The following is a 16,684-nucleotide window of genomic DNA, read 5'->3' on the forward strand; positions in this document are numbered from 1 at the left end:
ACACCCGTGCGATGACCTCAGGCGATACCGTTAACGGTACCGCGCGCTCTACTGAAGCCGTTGGTTTTGACGTGCTGAAAGGCGCAGTCACCGGCGGCGCGTCTGGCGCAGCGTCCGGCAGCACGCCTCTGGCAGACATCGACTCCGCTATCAAAGCCGTCGATTCACAGCGCAGCCTGCTGGGTGCCTCACAGAACCGCTTTGAGTCGACCATCACCAACCTGAACAACACCGTGAACAACCTGTCATCGGCGCGCAGCCGTATTCAGGATTCTGACTACGCGACAGAAGTATCGAACATGTCGCGCGCGCAGATCCTGCAGCAGGCGGGTTCTTCTGTGCTGGCGCAGGCCAACCAGGTGCCACAGACCATGCTGTCTCTGCTGCGTTAATCGTAAACACGCAGACTTCAACGGAGCCAGCTGGCTCCGTTTTTTTTATTTCCGGAAGAGGGTAGCCACAGCGGCGTTGCTAATTTTCTGATTATTAAGATCTATTTTTTTTCTGCAAAGACGACAAAATCAATATTAAAAAGAGTGAAGTTTTTGCGCAGCCTGTCGATAACTTTAATACGGTGTTGAACCGCAGGCCTGAAGGGCTGAATTATCTCTCTTAATAAAGGAAACTTGCTATGGCAGTGATTAATACCAACACATTGTCGCTGACGACTCAGAACAACCTGTCCAAGTCTCAGGCTTCTCTGGGTACCGCTATTGAGCGTCTCTCTTCTGGTCTGCGTATTAACAGCGCAAAAGATGACGCTGCAGGTCAGGCGATTGCTAACCGCTTCACCTCTAACATCAACGGCCTGACCGTTGCTGCCCGTAACGCCAACGACGGTATCTCACTGGCTCAGACCGCTGAAGGCGCGCTGTCCGAGATCAACAACAACCTGCAGCGTGTGCGTGACCTGACCGTGCAGGCGCAGAACAGCTCGAACTCGGCCTCAGACATCGACTCCATCCAGGCTGAAGTTAACCAGCGTATGGAAGAGATCAACCGCGTAACGTCGCAGACCGATTTCAACGGCATCAAAGTGCTGAACACCGGTTCCGGCTCTACCGACTACAGCTTCCAGGTGGGTTCAAAAGACGGCGAAACCATCGCCATCACCATCAGCGCCAGCGATGGTTACAACCTGGCGAAAGCGGGCACCAGCGGCACCGCACTGAACACCCGTGCGATGGCTTCCGGCGATACCGTTAACGGTACCGCACGCTCTACTGAAGCAGTGGGCTTTGACGTGCTGAAAGGCGCGGTCACCGGCGGCGCGTCTGGTGCAGCTTCTGGTACCACACCACTGGCAGACATCGATGCGGCCATCAAATCTGTTGACTCACAGCGCAGCCTGCTGGGTGCTTCACAGAACCGCTTTGAGTCGACCATCACCAACCTGAACAACACCGTAAACAACCTGTCAGCTGCACGCAGCCGTATTCAGGATTCTGACTACGCGACAGAAGTGTCGAACATGTCGCGCGCGCAGATCCTGCAGCAGGCAGGTTCTTCTGTGCTGGCGCAGGCTAACCAGGTGCCACAGACCATGCTGTCTCTGCTGCGTTAATTTTTTCTTACGCAGATCAGGCCCCCAACTGGGGGCCTTTTTTATGGGCGGGATTAACCGCTTTTTTACTGGATAATGGCGCGATTGTTTCCGGGCGCGCCGCGTATTCTGAGCTGAAAGAGACGTCACACAGACGTGAGTTATCGCCGAGGCTGAGGATACAACCGACAATGAACGCGAACGCACTGGTAAGCATAATCATCCCTGCTTATAAAGCCACCTGGTTTGAACTGGCGCTGAAAAGTGCATTAGCACAGGATTACCCTCATTGTGAAATCATCATTGGCGATGATTGTCCTGATGCAAAAATCGAGGATATTGTCAGTGCGTATCAGGTAAACAGTAAATTTCCCATCTATTACCAGCATCATCATCCCGCATTAGGCGAAATCGCCAACCTCAGTCAGGCAATACGTCGCGCCAAAGGCGAATACGTAAAATTCCTTTATGATGATGATGTACTTCTGCCGCAGGCCGTGTCGCAATTAGTCGCGGCGCTGTCGCAGGTACCGCAAGCGGTGATGGCGACAGCCAGACGTAATCGCATTGATTCCGTCGGTAAGGCGATGGCAGACGAGATTTACAGTGTATCGCCGGTATTAGAAGACACGATTTTTCATGGTCAGGATATGGCCCGCTGGCAGGCTGATTTCCTGAACAACTTTATCGGGGAACCCAGTGCCGTTTTGGTGCGCAGCGCGGCGCTGCGCAAGCTGGTAGACGAGCCGCGCGAGCTGCATGCGTTGATCGATGAAGGATTACCGTTCATTGCCGATCTGGTGATTTACCTGCGCTTGCTACGTCATGGTCATCTGGTCTATTCACCGCAGGTGCTGGCGCAGATTCGTATCTCGCGTGAGCAAACCAGTCAGGAAGCGCGCCTCGATGGCAACATTGCCAGTCAGTCTCACCAGCGCTTTCCGGAAGAGATCAAAAAACTGGGCTGGTATGATGAGCAGCTGCCGCAGGGCTGGATTCGTCACGCCACGCTGCGCAGCCAGCAGGACTTCCAGCCGTTTGACCTGACAACGGCGCTGCAGAATGCGCGGGTAGAGAGCCATTTTGCCGAGTGGTTCCGTCAACGCACACTGCGGCCCATCGAACAACAGCTGATTGCACAGCATCTTGCCAGTCAGCCGGTCGCACGTATTGCCGTGGTGATTGATGTGCGCGACGCGACTGAGACCGAGTGGCTGCTGACACAGGCCAGCCTGGATGTCGCTGTGGCCGGCCTGAGCCTGCAGCCGGTGGTGCTGGCGGCACCGTATCAATCGTTTATTCCGGCCTCTGTGCAGCGTATTGATGTGCGCGACAATCAGGTAGTCGCTGCGCTCAACACGCTGACCAAAGAGGGACATTTCGACTGGCTGATAGTATTACGGGCCGGCAGTCAACTGTATACCTCAGGTTTGCAGGCGCTGGGAACGGTGCTGCCGGAGGTCGGTCATTGCCAGTTGATTTATGCCGATGAGGTGTATCCGGTCAATGGCCGTCCGGTTGGCGCATCCTTCCGCCCTGACTTTAATCTTGACCTGCTGCTCAGTAACCCATCGAGAATGGCCTGCCACTGGCTGTTCCGCCGCGAATTTTTGCAACAGACTGGCGGGTTTGCCACGCACTGGCCGGGCTGTTTTGAACTGGACGTGATTCTGCGCACCATCGAAAGCCAGCCTTTTAATGTGATTGGGCATCTGGCTGAGCCGTTAGTGCAGACCGCCTCATTACGACAGCCGGTGGATGAAGAGCGCGCCCTTATCCGCACCCACCTGCAGCACCGCGGCTACGCACAGGCCGATGTCAGCCTGAGCCCACACAATGTGTATCAGCTGCATTATAGTCACCCGCAGTCGGCCCCGGTTTCCATCATCGTCCTGGTGAGTAATCACCTGGCGAACCTGGTGAGTTGCGTCACCTCGCTGATGGAAAAAACCGCCTCACAGAATTATGAATTGCTCCTGGTTTCTGCTCAGGGCGGAAGTGCCGCCCAGGACGAATGGCTGCGCGGTATCGCTGAGATCGACCCGGCACGCATTCGCACATTGCAGATTGAGGGCGGTTTTCATCGCGCCAGAATGGTCAATGCCGCCGCCGCTGTGGCCAGAGGCGATTACCTGCTGCTGCTGAGTAGCGATTTGGCCATGCTTGATAACAGCTGGCTGGAAAACCTGCTTAACCATGCACAACGTCCGGAAGTCGCTATTGTTGGCGCCCGGCAAATCTACGCAAATGGTCAGGTACGCCACGCCGGTTATGTGCTGGGGATTAACGGCCTGGTAGGTGAGCCGTTCTATGGTGAGAGCCATGAAACCGCGGGACACATGGCGCGTTTGCAAGCCGACCAGAACTACAGCGCGGTGTCAGGCGATCTGATGATGGTGCGTACCGAGGTGTTTCGCGCCGTTGAGGGTCTGGATGAGACGCTGCAGCATTTCGACGATGTCGACTTCTGTCTGCGCGTGCGCGAAGCCGGGTTGATGACGGTCTGGACACCGTACGTGCGTATGCTGCGGCAGGTTAATCCTGAACTGACGATCGACACGCAGAGTCGAAGCCAGGAAGAAGATCGTCAGCTGCAGAAATGGCAGGCCATCGTGACCCAGGATCCGGCGTATAACCCCAACCTGACGCTCAATAACATCAACTTTAGCGTGTCCTCCGACAGCGAACTGACATGGCGTCCGCTTTCGTGGCGGCCATTGCCGGTGGTTATGCCTTTCATGGCTGATTTTGCCGGTTGTGGTTACTATCGCATCATCAAGCCCTATGAGGCGATGCGCGATGCCGGCCTGGTGGATGGCAAACTCTCCTCCACGCTGATAAATGTTGCCGAGCTCAATCGCTTCGCGCCCGATAGCCTGATTTTCCAGCGTCGGATTGACGCCGAGTTCCATGAATGGCTGGAGAAAGTCAGTAAGCATACGCAGGCGTTCAAAATTTATGAGCTCGACGACTACCTGCCCAATATTCCGCTCAAAAATCATCATCGCTCACAGTTTGGCAACGATGTTAAAAAACTGATGCGGCGCAGCCTGAGTTATATGGATCGCTTTGTCGTATCCACCGAACCCCTAGCCGAAGCGTTCGCGGATATGCACCACGATATTGTGGTGCGTAAAAACCGTCTTTCGCATGACTGGTGGGGCAAGCTGCAGTCGCTGCGCAATCAGGGAAAAAAACCACGCGTTGGCTGGGCCGGGGGCTCCAGTCATACCGGCGATCTGGAAATGATTGTCGATGTAGTGCGCCATTTTGCTAATGACGTTGAATGGGTATTTTTTGGCATGTGCCCGCCAAAGCTGCGGCCTTTTATTCATGAATATCACCACGGCGTAGAAATTGAGCGTTATCCGGCCAAACTGGCTTCGCTTAATCTCGACCTGGCGTTAGCGCCTGTCGAAGATAACTTTTTCAACACCTGTAAAAGTAATCTGCGCCTGATGGAATATGGTGCCTGCGGCATTCCGGTGATTTGCAGTGATGTGGCGTGTTATCGCGGTGATTTAACCGTCACGCGCGTGAAGAACCGCCACAAAGACTGGGTGGACGCCATCAATATGCATCTGCTGGACCCCGCAGCGAGTGCCCAAATGGGCGCCAGGCTGCAGCAGGAAATTCGCCAGGACTGGATGCTGGAAGGCGAGAACCTGCAAAGCTGGTCACAAGCCTGGACGCTGAAGCGTTAATTTTTGACCTGCTGCACCGCAGCGGGTCAATGCAGTTTCAATCTATCTGGATAACACCACACTCTGCGGTCATTCACCGCCTCATCACTGGCTGAGGCGAATACCTGTTCTGCAGGGAATGACCCGGCTATCAACCTTCAAAGGTGGGTTGGTGTGAAAAGGCACTCTGCTGAGGTGAACGATTATGAATAATAAACCTGTGTATGTAACCAGCCCGCTTATGCCACCGCTGGAAGAGTTCATGCCTTACCTTGAACAGATCTGGCAGAATAAAGTCCTGACCAACGGCGGGCCCTTCCATCAGCAACTTGAACAGGAACTGGCACGCTATTTAGGTGTTGAGCATCTCTGCTTATTTACCAACGGCACGCTGGCGTTGCTGACTGCGCTGCAGGCGCTGCGTATTACCGGTGAAGTCATCACTACACCTTATTCTTTTGTCGCCACCTCGCATTCTCTGTTGTGGAATGGGTTAACCCCGGTGTTTGTCGATATCGACCCGATAAGCTGTAATATCGATGCCTCCAAAATAGAGCAGGCCATTACACCGCAAACCACAGCCATTATGCCGGTGCACTGCTACGGCAATCCGTGCGACGTGGAGAATATTCAGCGCATCGCTGACCTGTACGGGCTGAAAGTCATTTACGATGCGGCTCACGCCTTTGGCGTACGTAAAAACGGCAACAGCATATTGAATTATGGTGACTTGTCGATTTTAAGTTTTCACGCAACGAAGGTTTTCAATACCATTGAAGGTGGCGCAATTATTTGCCCGGATGCTAAAACCAAAAAGCGCATCGATTACCTGAAGAATTTTGGCTTTGCAGATGAAACCACCATTGTGGCGACCGGCATTAACGGCAAGATGAACGAGGTGCAATCGGCCTTTGGCCTGCTGCAGTTAAAGCACATCGACCAGGCATTAGCGGAGCGGGCGCGTATTCAGGCGCACTATTATGATTTGCTCGCGGAAATCGATGGCATTACGCTGCCGCATATTCCGGCTGATGTTGAATGGAACTACTCTTATCTGCCGGTGATGGTAACGGAAGATTTTCCGCTGAGTCGTGATGAGCTTTATGCGCATCTGCGTGAGCACAACATTATTGCCCGCCGTTATTTCTATCCGCTGATCACCAGTTTCCCGATGTATCGTGGATTACCTAGCGCTGATGAAGCGGCCTTACCGATTGCACAACAAATGTCTCAGCGCGTGTTATGTTTGCCGGTCTATCCTGGCTTAGCATTGGCCGAAGTTGAAAATATTGTGCAAATCATTCACCGCCTGGCTGAGCAAAAGCTAACAAGCCGCGCGTTACCTCTGGTGGGATAATAACAAGGCGTCTGAGACGCCTTGTTTTATATTTATTGCAGGGCGGTGATGTCAGGAACGGGCTGAACGGTGGCTGAATCACCGGCTAAGCAGGCGGATTGCACGCGGTTTTGCCAGTCCGATGCCTCAACCCCCAGCGCCGCTATCCGCGCGGTATTCAATACGCTGTTTGCCGGCCTTGCCGCCGCCATCGGATATTGCGCACTGCCAATCCCTTTCACCAGCACATCCCGCTGCGCGGCCACAAAAATCGCCTGGGCGAATTCGCACCAGCTGACCGCCACATCGCCACAGTAGTGATAAACGCCAGCGGCTTCCGCGCGGGATGCCAGGGTGATAATCGCCTGTGCCAGATCGCCGGCATAGGTCGGGCAGCCGAACTGATCGTTCACCACGCTGATTTCGCTGCGGGTTTCTGCCAGCCGCAGCATGGTTTTGACAAAATTTGCACCGTACTCACTGAACACCCACGAGGTGCGAATCACTACGGCGTCCGGCAGCACGGAGAATACGCGTTTCTCACCCTCCCATTTGCTCAGGCCGTAGAAATTAATCGGGCAGGGCAGATCGTTTTCGGTGTAAGGCGTTTTTTTACTGCCATCAAACACGTAATCGGTGGAGAGATGAATCAAGCGGGCGCCCTGCTGGTGAGCGGCGATGGCGAGATTTTCCGGGCCGATGGCGTTGACCTTCATGGCGCGGATACGGTCGGTTTCAGCCTTATCGACCGCGGTATACGCGGCGGCATTGATGATCACATCGGGACGGAATTTCTTCACCACCCGTTCCACCGCCGGGCGGTCGGTAATATCTAACTCGGCAGAGCCACAGGCCAGCAGGATCCACTCTGCCGGCACCCGATCCAGTAAACAACGGCCAAGCTGGCCATAAGCACCGGTTAACAAAACGCGCATTGCACTAACTCCTGCAGGGAGAGTCCTTGTTGATCTTTTACCGATAGCAGAGGCGTCGCTACCGGCCATTGCACCGCAATTTCAGCGTCATTCCACATCAGGCAGGCTTCATCCTGTGGGTTGTAGTAATCAGTACATTTGTATTCGAAGTCAGCGACCTCGGAGAGCACCACAAAACCGTGTGCCAGACCCGGCGGGATCCACAGCTGGGTTTTGTTCTCTTCAGACAGCTCCAGCCCGGTCCATTGGCCAAAGGTGGGCGAATCCGCACGGATATCGACGGCAACGTCAAATACCGCGCCGCGTACCACGCGCACCAGTTTGCCTTGCGGCTGGGTTTTCTGAAAATGCAGCCCGCGCAGCACGTTACGCGCTGAACGGGAGTAGTTGTCCTGCACAAAATCCAGGTCGATATCCAGCAGTTGCTGATAACGCCGCTTCTCAAAGGTTTCGAGGAAGAAGCCGCGGGCATCGCCAAACACTTTAGGCTGGATAATTTTGACATCAGCAATTTTCGTGGTGATGACCTCCATCTCACTCCTCCACCAGCATCTTCAGATAGTGACCATACTGCGTTTTGCCGAGATAAGCGGCGCGCTTCAGCAGCGATTCGCTGCCAATCCAGCGCTTGCGCCAGGCGATCTCTTCCAGACAGGCAATTTTGAAGCCCTGGCGCTTTTCAATGGTATGAATGAAGTGTGACGCTTCGAGTAAGCTCTCGTGGGTACCGGTGTCGAGCCAGGCAAAGCCACGTCCCAGCACTTCGACGTTGAGCAACCCATCGTCGAGATACATCTGATTGAGGGTGGTAATTTCCAGCTCGCCGCGGGGAGAAGGGCGAACTTCCCGCGCCATGGCGCAGACGTTTTTATCGTAAAAATAGAGGCCGGTGACGGCATAGTTCGATTTTGGCTGTGGCGGTTTTTCTTCAATGGAAAGCGCGCGGAACTGCTTATCAAACTCCACCACGCCGAAGCGCTCGGGGTCCATCACCTGATAGCCAAATACCGTAGCGCCCTGAGGGCGCGCAACCACGTCTTCGAGCTTTTTACCAAAGCTTTGCCCAAAGAAAATGTTATCGCCCAGCACTAATGCGCAGCGCTCACCGGCAATAAAAGACTCACCGATGATAAACGCCTGCGCCAGGCCATCGGGCGATGGCTGCACCGCGAACTGCAGATTGACGCCGAAATGGCTGCCGTCGCCCAGCAAACGCTGGAATCCCGCCAGATCTTCAGCGGTAGTAATCACCAGGATGTCACGAATGCCTGCCAGCATCAGCACCGAAAGTGGATAGTAAATCATCGGTTTGTCATAAACCGGTAACAGCTGCTTCGATACGCCGCAGGTTACAGGATGCAGACGGGAACCTGTCCCGCCCGCCAGCACTATACCTTTCATCATTGCCTTCCTTATTACGCGTCTCTGCTCTCCACAGAGTCATGCTGTGAGCATACGAGCGCGCAGGAATAATTGATGGCGCGAATAACCGATAAAAAAGCGGGCATTGCCGGGGATAAGCGGAAGGAGAGAAAAGCAGCGCGTGGGCATTCCTGCTGAGCTAAATCAAATTGGGCTGTTGTGCGGCAGACGATTTCCCCTTGCGCATCATAACCTCAAAAAAGTAACCATCCTGTTACAGCCTGGGTGAGAGCTGCCGATAACCCTCTTCAGAATCATTCCAATTTTTACGCTCTATTTTTCCTGTTTCTGGGGTGTCTATGCGCTTCAATTATGACTTGTTACCGGGTGAGCAACTGACCTTCGATGAGATCGCGCTGCGCTATGCGCAGCAGCATCCGGAGGAGAAGGAGCTCACCGCCCGCGGGTTGCTCAGCCCGTCAACCAGCTACCGCAATCTGGTGATCCGCGCGCTGTTTGCGCAGGAGGAGCTGAACAGTCCGCTGGAGGATCTGCTGTTCGTCTCCGACGATAACGAGCGCAAAAACTACCTGCGCCGCTTCGAGCATTACCTTAAAAACCAGCAGGCGTTTCTCTATTTTCGTCGTAACGATGAAGCGCGTAAAAGCGGACGCTGGAAAGTGATCGGCGAAACCCGGGTGTACGCGATGCTCGATCCCCGCTCGGCGGAAGCGCAAAACCTGCTCAATAGCCGCGGTTTTAAGCTGGTGCTGATGCGTCAGACCGAAGAGGATGAGTACTGGCAGCTGTTTGATCCGCAGGCGCATCCCTGTTTCCCGCTGTCGCGCAAGATCCAGTTTTTAGTGGTGCTCAGCACGCCGCAGCAGAAAATGCCCAGCGCGGTAATGCCGGGTACCGAAGTGGGGCGGCGCGTCAAGGCGAAAGTGTTCCAGCGCGCCAGCCAGGCGGAGTTCAGCGCGGCGGTGAAAGCGCGCTATGGTGCCTGCATTATTACCGGCACGCGCTTAACCGAGCGCCACAGCTGGCCGTGGGTGGAAGCCTGCCATATCGACACCCAGGAGAATGAAGAGGGCTTTCTGGCGGATAACAGCGTCGACAACGGCCTGTTCCTGCGCAGCGACCTGCAGCGGCTGTTTATCAACAAAATGATTAGCATTGACGCAGAAACCGGTCAGGTGCTGTTTAATTCCGCGCTGGAATGCGACGAGTCCATTAGCCCTTTTTATCAGGCGCTTGAGGGCAAAACCTGTGCGCTGTGGGACGCCGTCCCGCCTGGCACAAGGCAGCGGCTGCGTAATCTGCGCTGAACCTGCGCACAATGGCGGTGCGATCCACCGCCATCCATAACAAATTTGAAATAACCTCGCTTTTGCCTGCCTATTCTGCCAATCGAAACCGCTACAGAATTGGATAATCATGCCGATAACTTTATTAACGCAGGGTAGTCAACGTGAACGATCTCTATACCGCCGATGGCGTGATGGATAAACATTCGCTCTGGCAGCGCTACGTTCCTCTGGTGCGGCATGAAGCGCTGCGCCTGCAGGTGCGTTTGCCAGCCAGCGTTGAGCTTGACGATCTGCTGCAGGCCGGTGGTATTGGCTTACTGAATGCCGTGGAGCGCTATGACGCGCTGCAGGGCACCGCCTTTACCACCTACGCCGTGCAGCGTATCCGGGGCGCAATGCTGGATGAGCTGCGCAGCCGCGACTGGGCACCACGCAGCGTACGTCGTAATGCGCGCGAGGTGGCCGGCGCTATGCATCAGGTAGAGCAAGCGTTGGGGCGCGCGGCTACCGAGCAGGAAGTGGCTGAGCGGTTGAATGTTTCGCTGGAAGAGTACCGGCAGATTCTGCTGGATACCAATAACAGCCAGCTTTTCTCGTACGACGAGTATCGGGAAGAACACGGCGACAGTGCGGAACTGGTCACGGAGGGGCATGAGGAAGCCAACCCGTTGCATCAGTTAATGGAAGGAAACCTGCGTGAACGCGTGATTGAAGCGATTGAGGCGTTGCCTGAACGCGAAAAATTGGTGCTCACACTGTACTACCAGGAAGAACTGAACCTGAAAGAGATTGGCGCGGTGCTGGAAGTGGGGGAATCCCGCGTCAGCCAGTTGCACAGTCAGGCGATCAAACGCCTGCGGGCCCGTTTGACGGGAGCGCGCTAACAGACTCAGTTCCTGGGGAACCAAAAATAAAAAAACCGGGGACTCAGCAATGGGAGCCAAAGTTAAAGCCAGACCGTTAAGTCGCTACCTTAAAGACTACAAACACAGCCAAAGCAACTGTTCACACTGTGGCAAAGTTTTAGACCGTATGGCGTTAGTGTTCCGCGGCCAGATCATCAATAAAGAGGCCATCGCACGCATGGACCAGATGATTGACGATCAGGTATGGATGAAACTCCAGCCGGAACTGACGGCGCTGTGCCGTTTCTGCAGCGATATTTTTTGTAATACCCATCCGAATTACTTCGATATCATGGCGTTCAAACAATATCTGTTTGAGCAGACCGAGATGAGTCACAGTACCATTCGTGAATATGTGGTGCGTCTGCGTCGTCTTGATGACATGCTGAAAGCGAAAAATTTCCCGGCAGAAAGGTTACGGGGCAACAGCTGGCATGAGTGTCTGCAAAACGATCTGCCCGATGCGGGCAACAATAACTACCGTATTGCACTGCGCAAATATGACCAGTTCTTAGGCTGGCAGCGCGGCTAAGGGTGATTCAGCCCCGGTTACTGGTGAGCATGCCAGCAACCGGGGCGCGTCGAGATCAATTCCGGATGCGACTTTTCTCATCTTCTGCAACACTGTAAGGATAACTGCACATTGCCCGAATGGAGGCTGCATTGTCCTTACATCTTCTGAACCAGTTTCCCCGTCTTGAACTGCTTGGCGCACCGACGCCGTTAGAGCATTTGCCACGCCTGTCTGATTACCTCGGACGCGATATCTTTATTAAACGTGATGACGTCACGCCGGTGGCGCTGGGCGGTAACAAGCTGCGTAAACTGGAGTTTCTCGCTGCCGATGCGCTGCGGGAAGGCGCCGATGTGCTGCTGACCGCCGGCGCGATTCAGTCCAACCACGTGCGCCAGACGGCAGCCGTGGCGGCGCGTCTGGGCCTGAAGTGCGTAGCGCTGCTGGAGAACCCGATTGGCACCGACGCCGCCAACTACCTGAGCAACGGCAACCGCCTGCTGCTGGACCTGATGGATGTCGAGGTCGTGATGGTTGATGCGCTGCACAATCCACCGCAGCAGCTGGCAGAGCAGGCGGAACGGCTGGAAGCGCAGGGCTTCCGGCCTTACATTGTGCCGGTGGGCGGCTCGAATGCGCTTGGCGCGCTCGGCTACGTCGAATGCGCGCAGGAGATCGCCCATCAAAGCGAAGGCGTGGTGGATTTCGCTGCGGTGGTGGTGGCGTCGGGCAGTGCCGGGACGCATGCCGGGCTGGCGGTCGGTCTGGAACAACTGCTGCCGAATAGCGAGCTGGTGGGCGTGACGGTGTCGCGCAAGATCGAGGCGCAACTGCCGGTGGTAGAGCGCATTCGCAGCGCGCTGGCACAGCAGCTGGAGCTGGAAGCGCGTGCGCCGGTAACCCTGTGGGATGACTATTTTGCGCCGCGCTACGGCGAACCCAATGACGAAGGCATGGAAGCAGTGCGCCTGCTGGCGCGGCTGGAGGGCATTATGCTCGACCCGGTCTACACCGGCAAAGCGATGGCGGGTCTGATCGATGGCATCAGCCAGAACCGTTTCCGCCGGGAAGGGCCGCTGCTGTTTGTGCATACCGGCGGCGCACCGGCGTTATTTGCTTATCATCCTTCGGTATGAGACAGCAGCAAAAAAAGGTTTATAATCCAGCGGTTATTACAAAGAGCACATGCCGGAGCGGCACCCTTTATTGCGAGATAAAGCGCCGCGCCCAAAATGTGCGTTAATCAACCATAAGCACACAACACATCACAATAATGGGGTAAACATGGCTTTCTCTCCGATTCGTCGCCAGCTGGTGATGGGAATGATGGCGGTCGCACTGGTGGCGGGCGTGAACGTAAAAAGCTTTGCGGCAGAAGATTTGCTGGCGCAGGTCAAGAGCAAAGGTGAGCTGCGCGTCGGGCTGGAAGGCACCTATCCGCCGTTCAGCTTCCAGGATGAAAACGGCAAGCTGACCGGTTTTGAAGTCGAGTTTGCCCAGGAGCTGGCAAAACACCTTGGCGTGAAAGCGGATCTTAAACCAACCAAATGGGACGGTATGCTGGCCTCGCTGGATTCCAAACGTATCGACGTGGTGATCAACCAGGTGACCATCTCCGACGAGCGCAAGAAGAAGTATGACTTCTCCACGCCGTACACCATCTCCGGCGTGCAGGCGCTGACGCTGAAGAAGAACGCGGGCTCCATCACCAAACCGGAAGATCTGTCCGGCAAGAAAGTCGGCGTGGGTCTCGGTTCTAACTATGAGCAGTGGCTGCGCGACAACGTTAAAGGCGTGGATATCCGTACCTATGACGATGACCCAACCAAATATCAGGATCTGCGTTCAGGCCGCGTTGATGCCATTCTGGTCGATCGCTTAGCCGCGCTGGATCTGGTGAAGAAAACCGGCAATACCATGGCGGTGGCTGGCCCGGCGTTCTCCCGTCTGGAAGCGGGCGTGGCGCTGCGCAAAGGCAATGAATCGCTGCTGAAAGCGATTGATGGTGCCATTGCCGACATGCAGAAAGATGGCTCGCTGAGCAAGCTGTCTGAGAAGTGGTTCGGCGCGGACGTCACGAAATAATGCAGGAAAGTTTACAGCTGGTGCTGGATTCAGCACCTTTTCTGCTGAAGGGCGCGCTGTTCACGCTGCAGCTGAGTATCGGCGGGATGTTCTTCGGCCTGATACTCGGCTTCGTGCTGGCGCTGATGCGCCTGTCACGCTTCTGGCCGGTTAACTGGCTGGCGCGTTTTTATGTGTCGATCTTTCGTGGCACGCCGCTGATTGCCCAGCTGTTTATGATCTACTACGGTCTGCCGCAGTTTGGCATTGAGCTCGACCCGATTCCGTCAGCCATGATTGGTTTGTCGCTCAACACCGCGGCCTATGCCTCGGAATCGCTGCGTGGCGCGATTGCGGCTATTGAGCGTGGTCAATGGGAAGCGGCCGCCAGTATCGGCATGACGCCGTGGCAGACGCTGCGTCGCGTTATTCTGCCGCAGGCGGCGCGCACCGCGCTGCCGCCGCTCGGTAACAGCTTTATCAGCCTGGTGAAAGATACCTCGCTGGCGGCCACCATTCAGGTGCCGGAGCTGTTCCGGCAGGCGCAGCTGATCACCTCGCGCACGCTGGAAGTGTTCACCATGTATCTGGCGGCCTCGCTAATTTACTGGGTGATGGCTACGGTGCTGTCGGCGCTGCAAAACCGGCTGGAAGCGCACGTCAATCGTCAGGATCGGGAGGCAAGATGAGTGCAATTGAAGTGCGTCAGCTGGTGAAACAGTTTCACGGCCAGACGGTGCTGCACGGTATCGACCTCGATGTCGCGCCCGGCGAAGTGGTAGCGATCATCGGTCCGAGCGGCTCGGGCAAAACCACGCTGCTGCGCAGTATTAATCTGCTGGAAGTGCCGGAAAGCGGTCAGGTCAAAGTCGGTGACATCAGCATCGACGCCAGCCTCGGCCTGCATAAGCAGAAGGATAAAGTGCGGCAGCTGCGCCAGCAGGTCGGCTTTGTGTTCCAGAACTTCAATCTGTTCCCGCACCGTTCGGTGCTGGAGAACATCATTGAAGGGCCGGTGATCGTCAAAGGCGAAGCGAAGGCGGAAGCCATTGCGCGCGCACGCACGCTGCTGGAGAAGGTCGGTCTGCACGGTAAGGAAGAGAGTTTCCCGCGCCGTCTTTCCGGCGGTCAGCAGCAGCGCGTCGCGATTGCCCGGGCGCTGGCGATGCGTCCGCAGGTGATTCTGTTCGATGAGCCAACTTCGGCGCTGGATCCTGAACTGGTGGGCGAGGTGCTCAGCACCATCCGCGCGCTGGCGCAGGAGAAACGCACCATGGTGATCGTCACGCATGAGATGAGCTTCGCGCGCGACGTCGCCGATCGCGCCATCTTTATGGATCAGGGGCGTATCGTGGAGCAGGGCCCGGCTAAAGCGCTGTTCAGCAATCCGCAGCAGGCACGCACCCGGCAATTTCTCGACAAGTTTCTCAATCAATAATCTCTCCGGGCCGGTTCGCTGGCCCGAATTATTTTTCCTCTAGCAAAATATTAAATATCGCGCTTACCTTTTTGACGCATTAATAAATTTATTTCCCGGCGATATAATTAATGCTGGTTTACTCCGCTGCGGAATGTTCTTAATTTCCACGCGGCATTACGTGCGCGGCGCACCGTCAAATTATGCCATGAATGCTTAAATAACAGCTATTCACGGCTAACCCGCCGGGCGGTCAATTTATCTCTGGTACTGTAAAGTATTGTTATATCAGGACCAGCGAAAAAGTTTTAGGAGTTTCGCTAGAGTCAGCCCCTGCTGCTTGTTGAATAATCGTTGAATAACCATAAAGGCTTCACTGCCTGTTTCTTCATTCTTCTCCTTTAAGACCTACACCGCAGCAGGAGTCAAAAATATGAATAACGCCAGGAAAGAAGATATTGCATGGGTAAATACCCTGAAAGGGGTGTGCATATTGCTGGTGGTGCTGTATCACACCGTATTACCCGGCTTTGAAGGCACGGTTAAATATCTCAGCGCCGGCTGGATCCCGGCGGAAATATGGGTGCAGTTTAATACGGTGTTATCACCGTTGCGTATGCCCGCCTTTTTCTTCGTCTCCGGCCTGCTTGCCACCAACGGCATTCTCAACCGGCCGTGGAAACAAGTATTTACCAGCCGCATTACCAATCTGTTCTATCTCTATGTGCTGTGGGGCTTTATTCAGTGGTGGTCGATTGTCGGCATTTCGACTGAAATCACCGGCCAGCGTATCTCGCAGAACCTCAACGCGGCTTACGCCGGTTCGCTGCTGGAGTTCCTTAAGCTGACCTTCCTGGCGATGAGCACCTCGTGGTACCTGTACGGTCTGGCGATCTACTTCCTGTGCGCCAAAATCTTCCGTCAGCACAAAGTGGCGCTGCTGGTGGCGGCGGTGGTGCTGAATTATCTGGCGGTGGAGAAGATCATTCCCTACTGGGGACCGCAGAGCGTGGCGCAGTATTTCCTGTTCTTCCTGCTGGGCGCGTTCTGGAGCCCGCTGATGTTGCGCCTGAGTCAGCTGCGCCGCGAGAACCTTCTGCCGTGGGCCGCGCTGGCGGCGCTGTCCGGTCTGCACGTGATTTTTGGCCTCGATAAGAGCCTGTTCATGTGCATCATCGCGGTGCTGGTGAGCGTGGCGGCGTGCCGCTGGCTCAACGCGCACTTCAGCATGCGTTACTTCAACTGGATTGGCCGCAACACGCTACAGATCTACGTTATCCACCGCATTTTTATTGAGTTCTTCGGCATGTCAGCGATTCTGTTTGCGCAGCGCCATCATCTGTTTGAGCAGGCGTGGTTTGCGCTGCTGTGGGCGTGCTTCTATCCGCTGGCAATTGTCGGCATCTGTTCGCTATGTTCGGTAGCGGTGTGGTCGCTGACCAACCGCGGGCTGGGGCAGTCGCTGTTTGTGTTCCCGACGCTGATTGGTTTGAAACGCAGTAAGTCGGTGGCGTGATGCTCGCTGGTAAGCTTTAAATTGATACAAAAACGACGGCACGTTTCGTAGCGGCGCGATTCATCGCACAATGAATAGCGCCGCTACGGCCTTATTGTA

The 16,684-nt window shown here is 55.3% G+C and carries 15 protein-coding genes; 12 read left to right on the top strand and 3 right to left on the bottom strand.

The genetic code is table 11. From position 1 onward, the window contains the following. The 4 genes from CBW22_RS20605 to CBW22_RS20620 form a co-directional block, all read left to right on the top strand. A partial coding sequence (locus CBW22_RS20605; RefSeq protein ID WP_254919550.1) for a flagellin occupies positions 1-392 on the top strand: 392 nt, incomplete at its 5' end. A 239-nt stretch (positions 393-631) separates the two neighbouring features. Continuing rightward, a complete protein-coding gene (locus CBW22_RS20610) occupies positions 632-1,564 on the top strand; it encodes a flagellin N-terminal helical domain-containing protein (protein ID WP_088517716.1) in 933 nt (310 codons plus the stop codon). 170 nt (positions 1,565-1,734) lie between these two features. Next, positions 1,735-5,247: a glycosyltransferase gene (locus CBW22_RS20615; protein WP_088517717.1), complete on the top strand. Its 3,513-nt coding sequence runs from the start codon at positions 1,735-1,737 to the stop codon at positions 5,245-5,247. Between the two features lie 184 nt (positions 5,248-5,431). Beyond that, on the top strand, positions 5,432-6,583 hold the full coding sequence (locus tag CBW22_RS20620) for a DegT/DnrJ/EryC1/StrS family aminotransferase (protein ID WP_088517718.1): 1,152 nt from the start codon (positions 5,432-5,434) through the stop codon (positions 6,581-6,583). A gap of 32 nt (positions 6,584-6,615) precedes the next feature. Here CBW22_RS20620 and rfbD read toward each other — a convergent pair whose 3' ends face one another. The 3 genes from rfbD to rfbA are packed head-to-tail and all read right to left on the bottom strand — an operon-like array spanning position 6,616 to position 8,898. After that, on the bottom strand, positions 6,616-7,497 hold the full coding sequence (rfbD, locus tag CBW22_RS20625; RefSeq protein ID WP_088517719.1) for a dTDP-4-dehydrorhamnose reductase: 882 nt from the start codon (positions 7,495-7,497) through the stop codon (positions 6,616-6,618). Then, positions 7,482-8,030, bottom strand: a complete 549-nt coding sequence (rfbC, locus tag CBW22_RS20630) for a dTDP-4-dehydrorhamnose 3,5-epimerase (RefSeq protein ID WP_021509897.1) — start codon at positions 8,028-8,030, stop codon at positions 7,482-7,484. Before rfbC ends, rfbD begins: the two co-directional genes overlap by 16 nt. A 1-nt stretch (position 8,031) precedes the next feature. Then, a complete protein-coding gene (rfbA, locus tag CBW22_RS20635) occupies positions 8,032-8,898 on the bottom strand; it encodes a glucose-1-phosphate thymidylyltransferase RfbA (protein ID WP_088517720.1) in 867 nt (288 codons plus the stop codon). Between the two features lie 320 nt (positions 8,899-9,218). Between rfbA and CBW22_RS20640 the strand changes: the two genes are divergently transcribed. The 8 genes from CBW22_RS20640 (at position 9,219) to CBW22_RS20675 (ending at position 16,585) form a co-directional block, all read left to right on the top strand. Continuing rightward, positions 9,219-10,187 (top strand): HNH endonuclease signature motif containing protein, encoded by a 969-nt coding sequence (locus CBW22_RS20640; protein WP_088517721.1) that lies wholly within the window; start codon positions 9,219-9,221, stop codon positions 10,185-10,187. Positions 10,188-10,330: 143 nt separating this feature from the next. Continuing rightward, the gene (locus CBW22_RS20645; protein ID WP_021509900.1) at positions 10,331-11,053 is read left to right on the top strand and encodes an RNA polymerase sigma factor FliA; all 723 of its coding nucleotides are present in this window, start codon (positions 10,331-10,333) and stop codon (positions 11,051-11,053) included. 49 nt (positions 11,054-11,102) lie between these two features. Further along, positions 11,103-11,606 (top strand): flagella biosynthesis regulatory protein FliZ, encoded by a 504-nt coding sequence (gene fliZ / locus CBW22_RS20650; RefSeq protein WP_031280184.1) that lies wholly within the window; start codon positions 11,103-11,105, stop codon positions 11,604-11,606. Positions 11,607-11,737: 131 nt separating this feature from the next. Then, positions 11,738-12,724 carry a D-cysteine desulfhydrase gene (locus CBW22_RS20655; RefSeq protein WP_088517814.1) on the top strand — a complete coding sequence of 329 codons (987 nt, stop codon included), beginning with the start codon at positions 11,738-11,740 and terminating at the stop codon, positions 12,722-12,724. 148 nt (positions 12,725-12,872) lie between these two features. After that, positions 12,873-13,673 (top strand): cystine ABC transporter substrate-binding protein, encoded by an 801-nt coding sequence (gene tcyJ / locus CBW22_RS20660; RefSeq protein WP_021509903.1) that lies wholly within the window; start codon positions 12,873-12,875, stop codon positions 13,671-13,673. Then, positions 13,673-14,341: a cystine ABC transporter permease gene (gene tcyL, locus CBW22_RS20665; protein ID WP_058757420.1), complete on the top strand. Its 669-nt coding sequence runs from the start codon at positions 13,673-13,675 to the stop codon at positions 14,339-14,341. The genes tcyJ and tcyL overlap by 1 nt, the downstream gene beginning before the upstream one ends. Continuing rightward, complete coding sequence (tcyN, locus tag CBW22_RS20670) at positions 14,338-15,090, top strand: L-cystine ABC transporter ATP-binding protein TcyN (RefSeq protein WP_021509905.1); 753 nt, start codon at positions 14,338-14,340, stop codon at positions 15,088-15,090. Before tcyL ends, tcyN begins: the two co-directional genes overlap by 4 nt. Positions 15,091-15,502: 412 nt before the next feature. Next, a complete protein-coding gene (locus CBW22_RS20675; protein WP_058774543.1) occupies positions 15,503-16,585 on the top strand; it encodes an acyltransferase family protein in 1,083 nt (360 codons plus the stop codon). Positions 16,586-16,684: the final 99 nt, after the last annotated feature.

The organism is Pantoea sp. VS1 (genome assembly GCF_002207995.1).
Taxonomy (GTDB): Bacteria; Pseudomonadota; Gammaproteobacteria; order Enterobacterales; family Enterobacteriaceae; genus Pantoea; species Pantoea dispersa.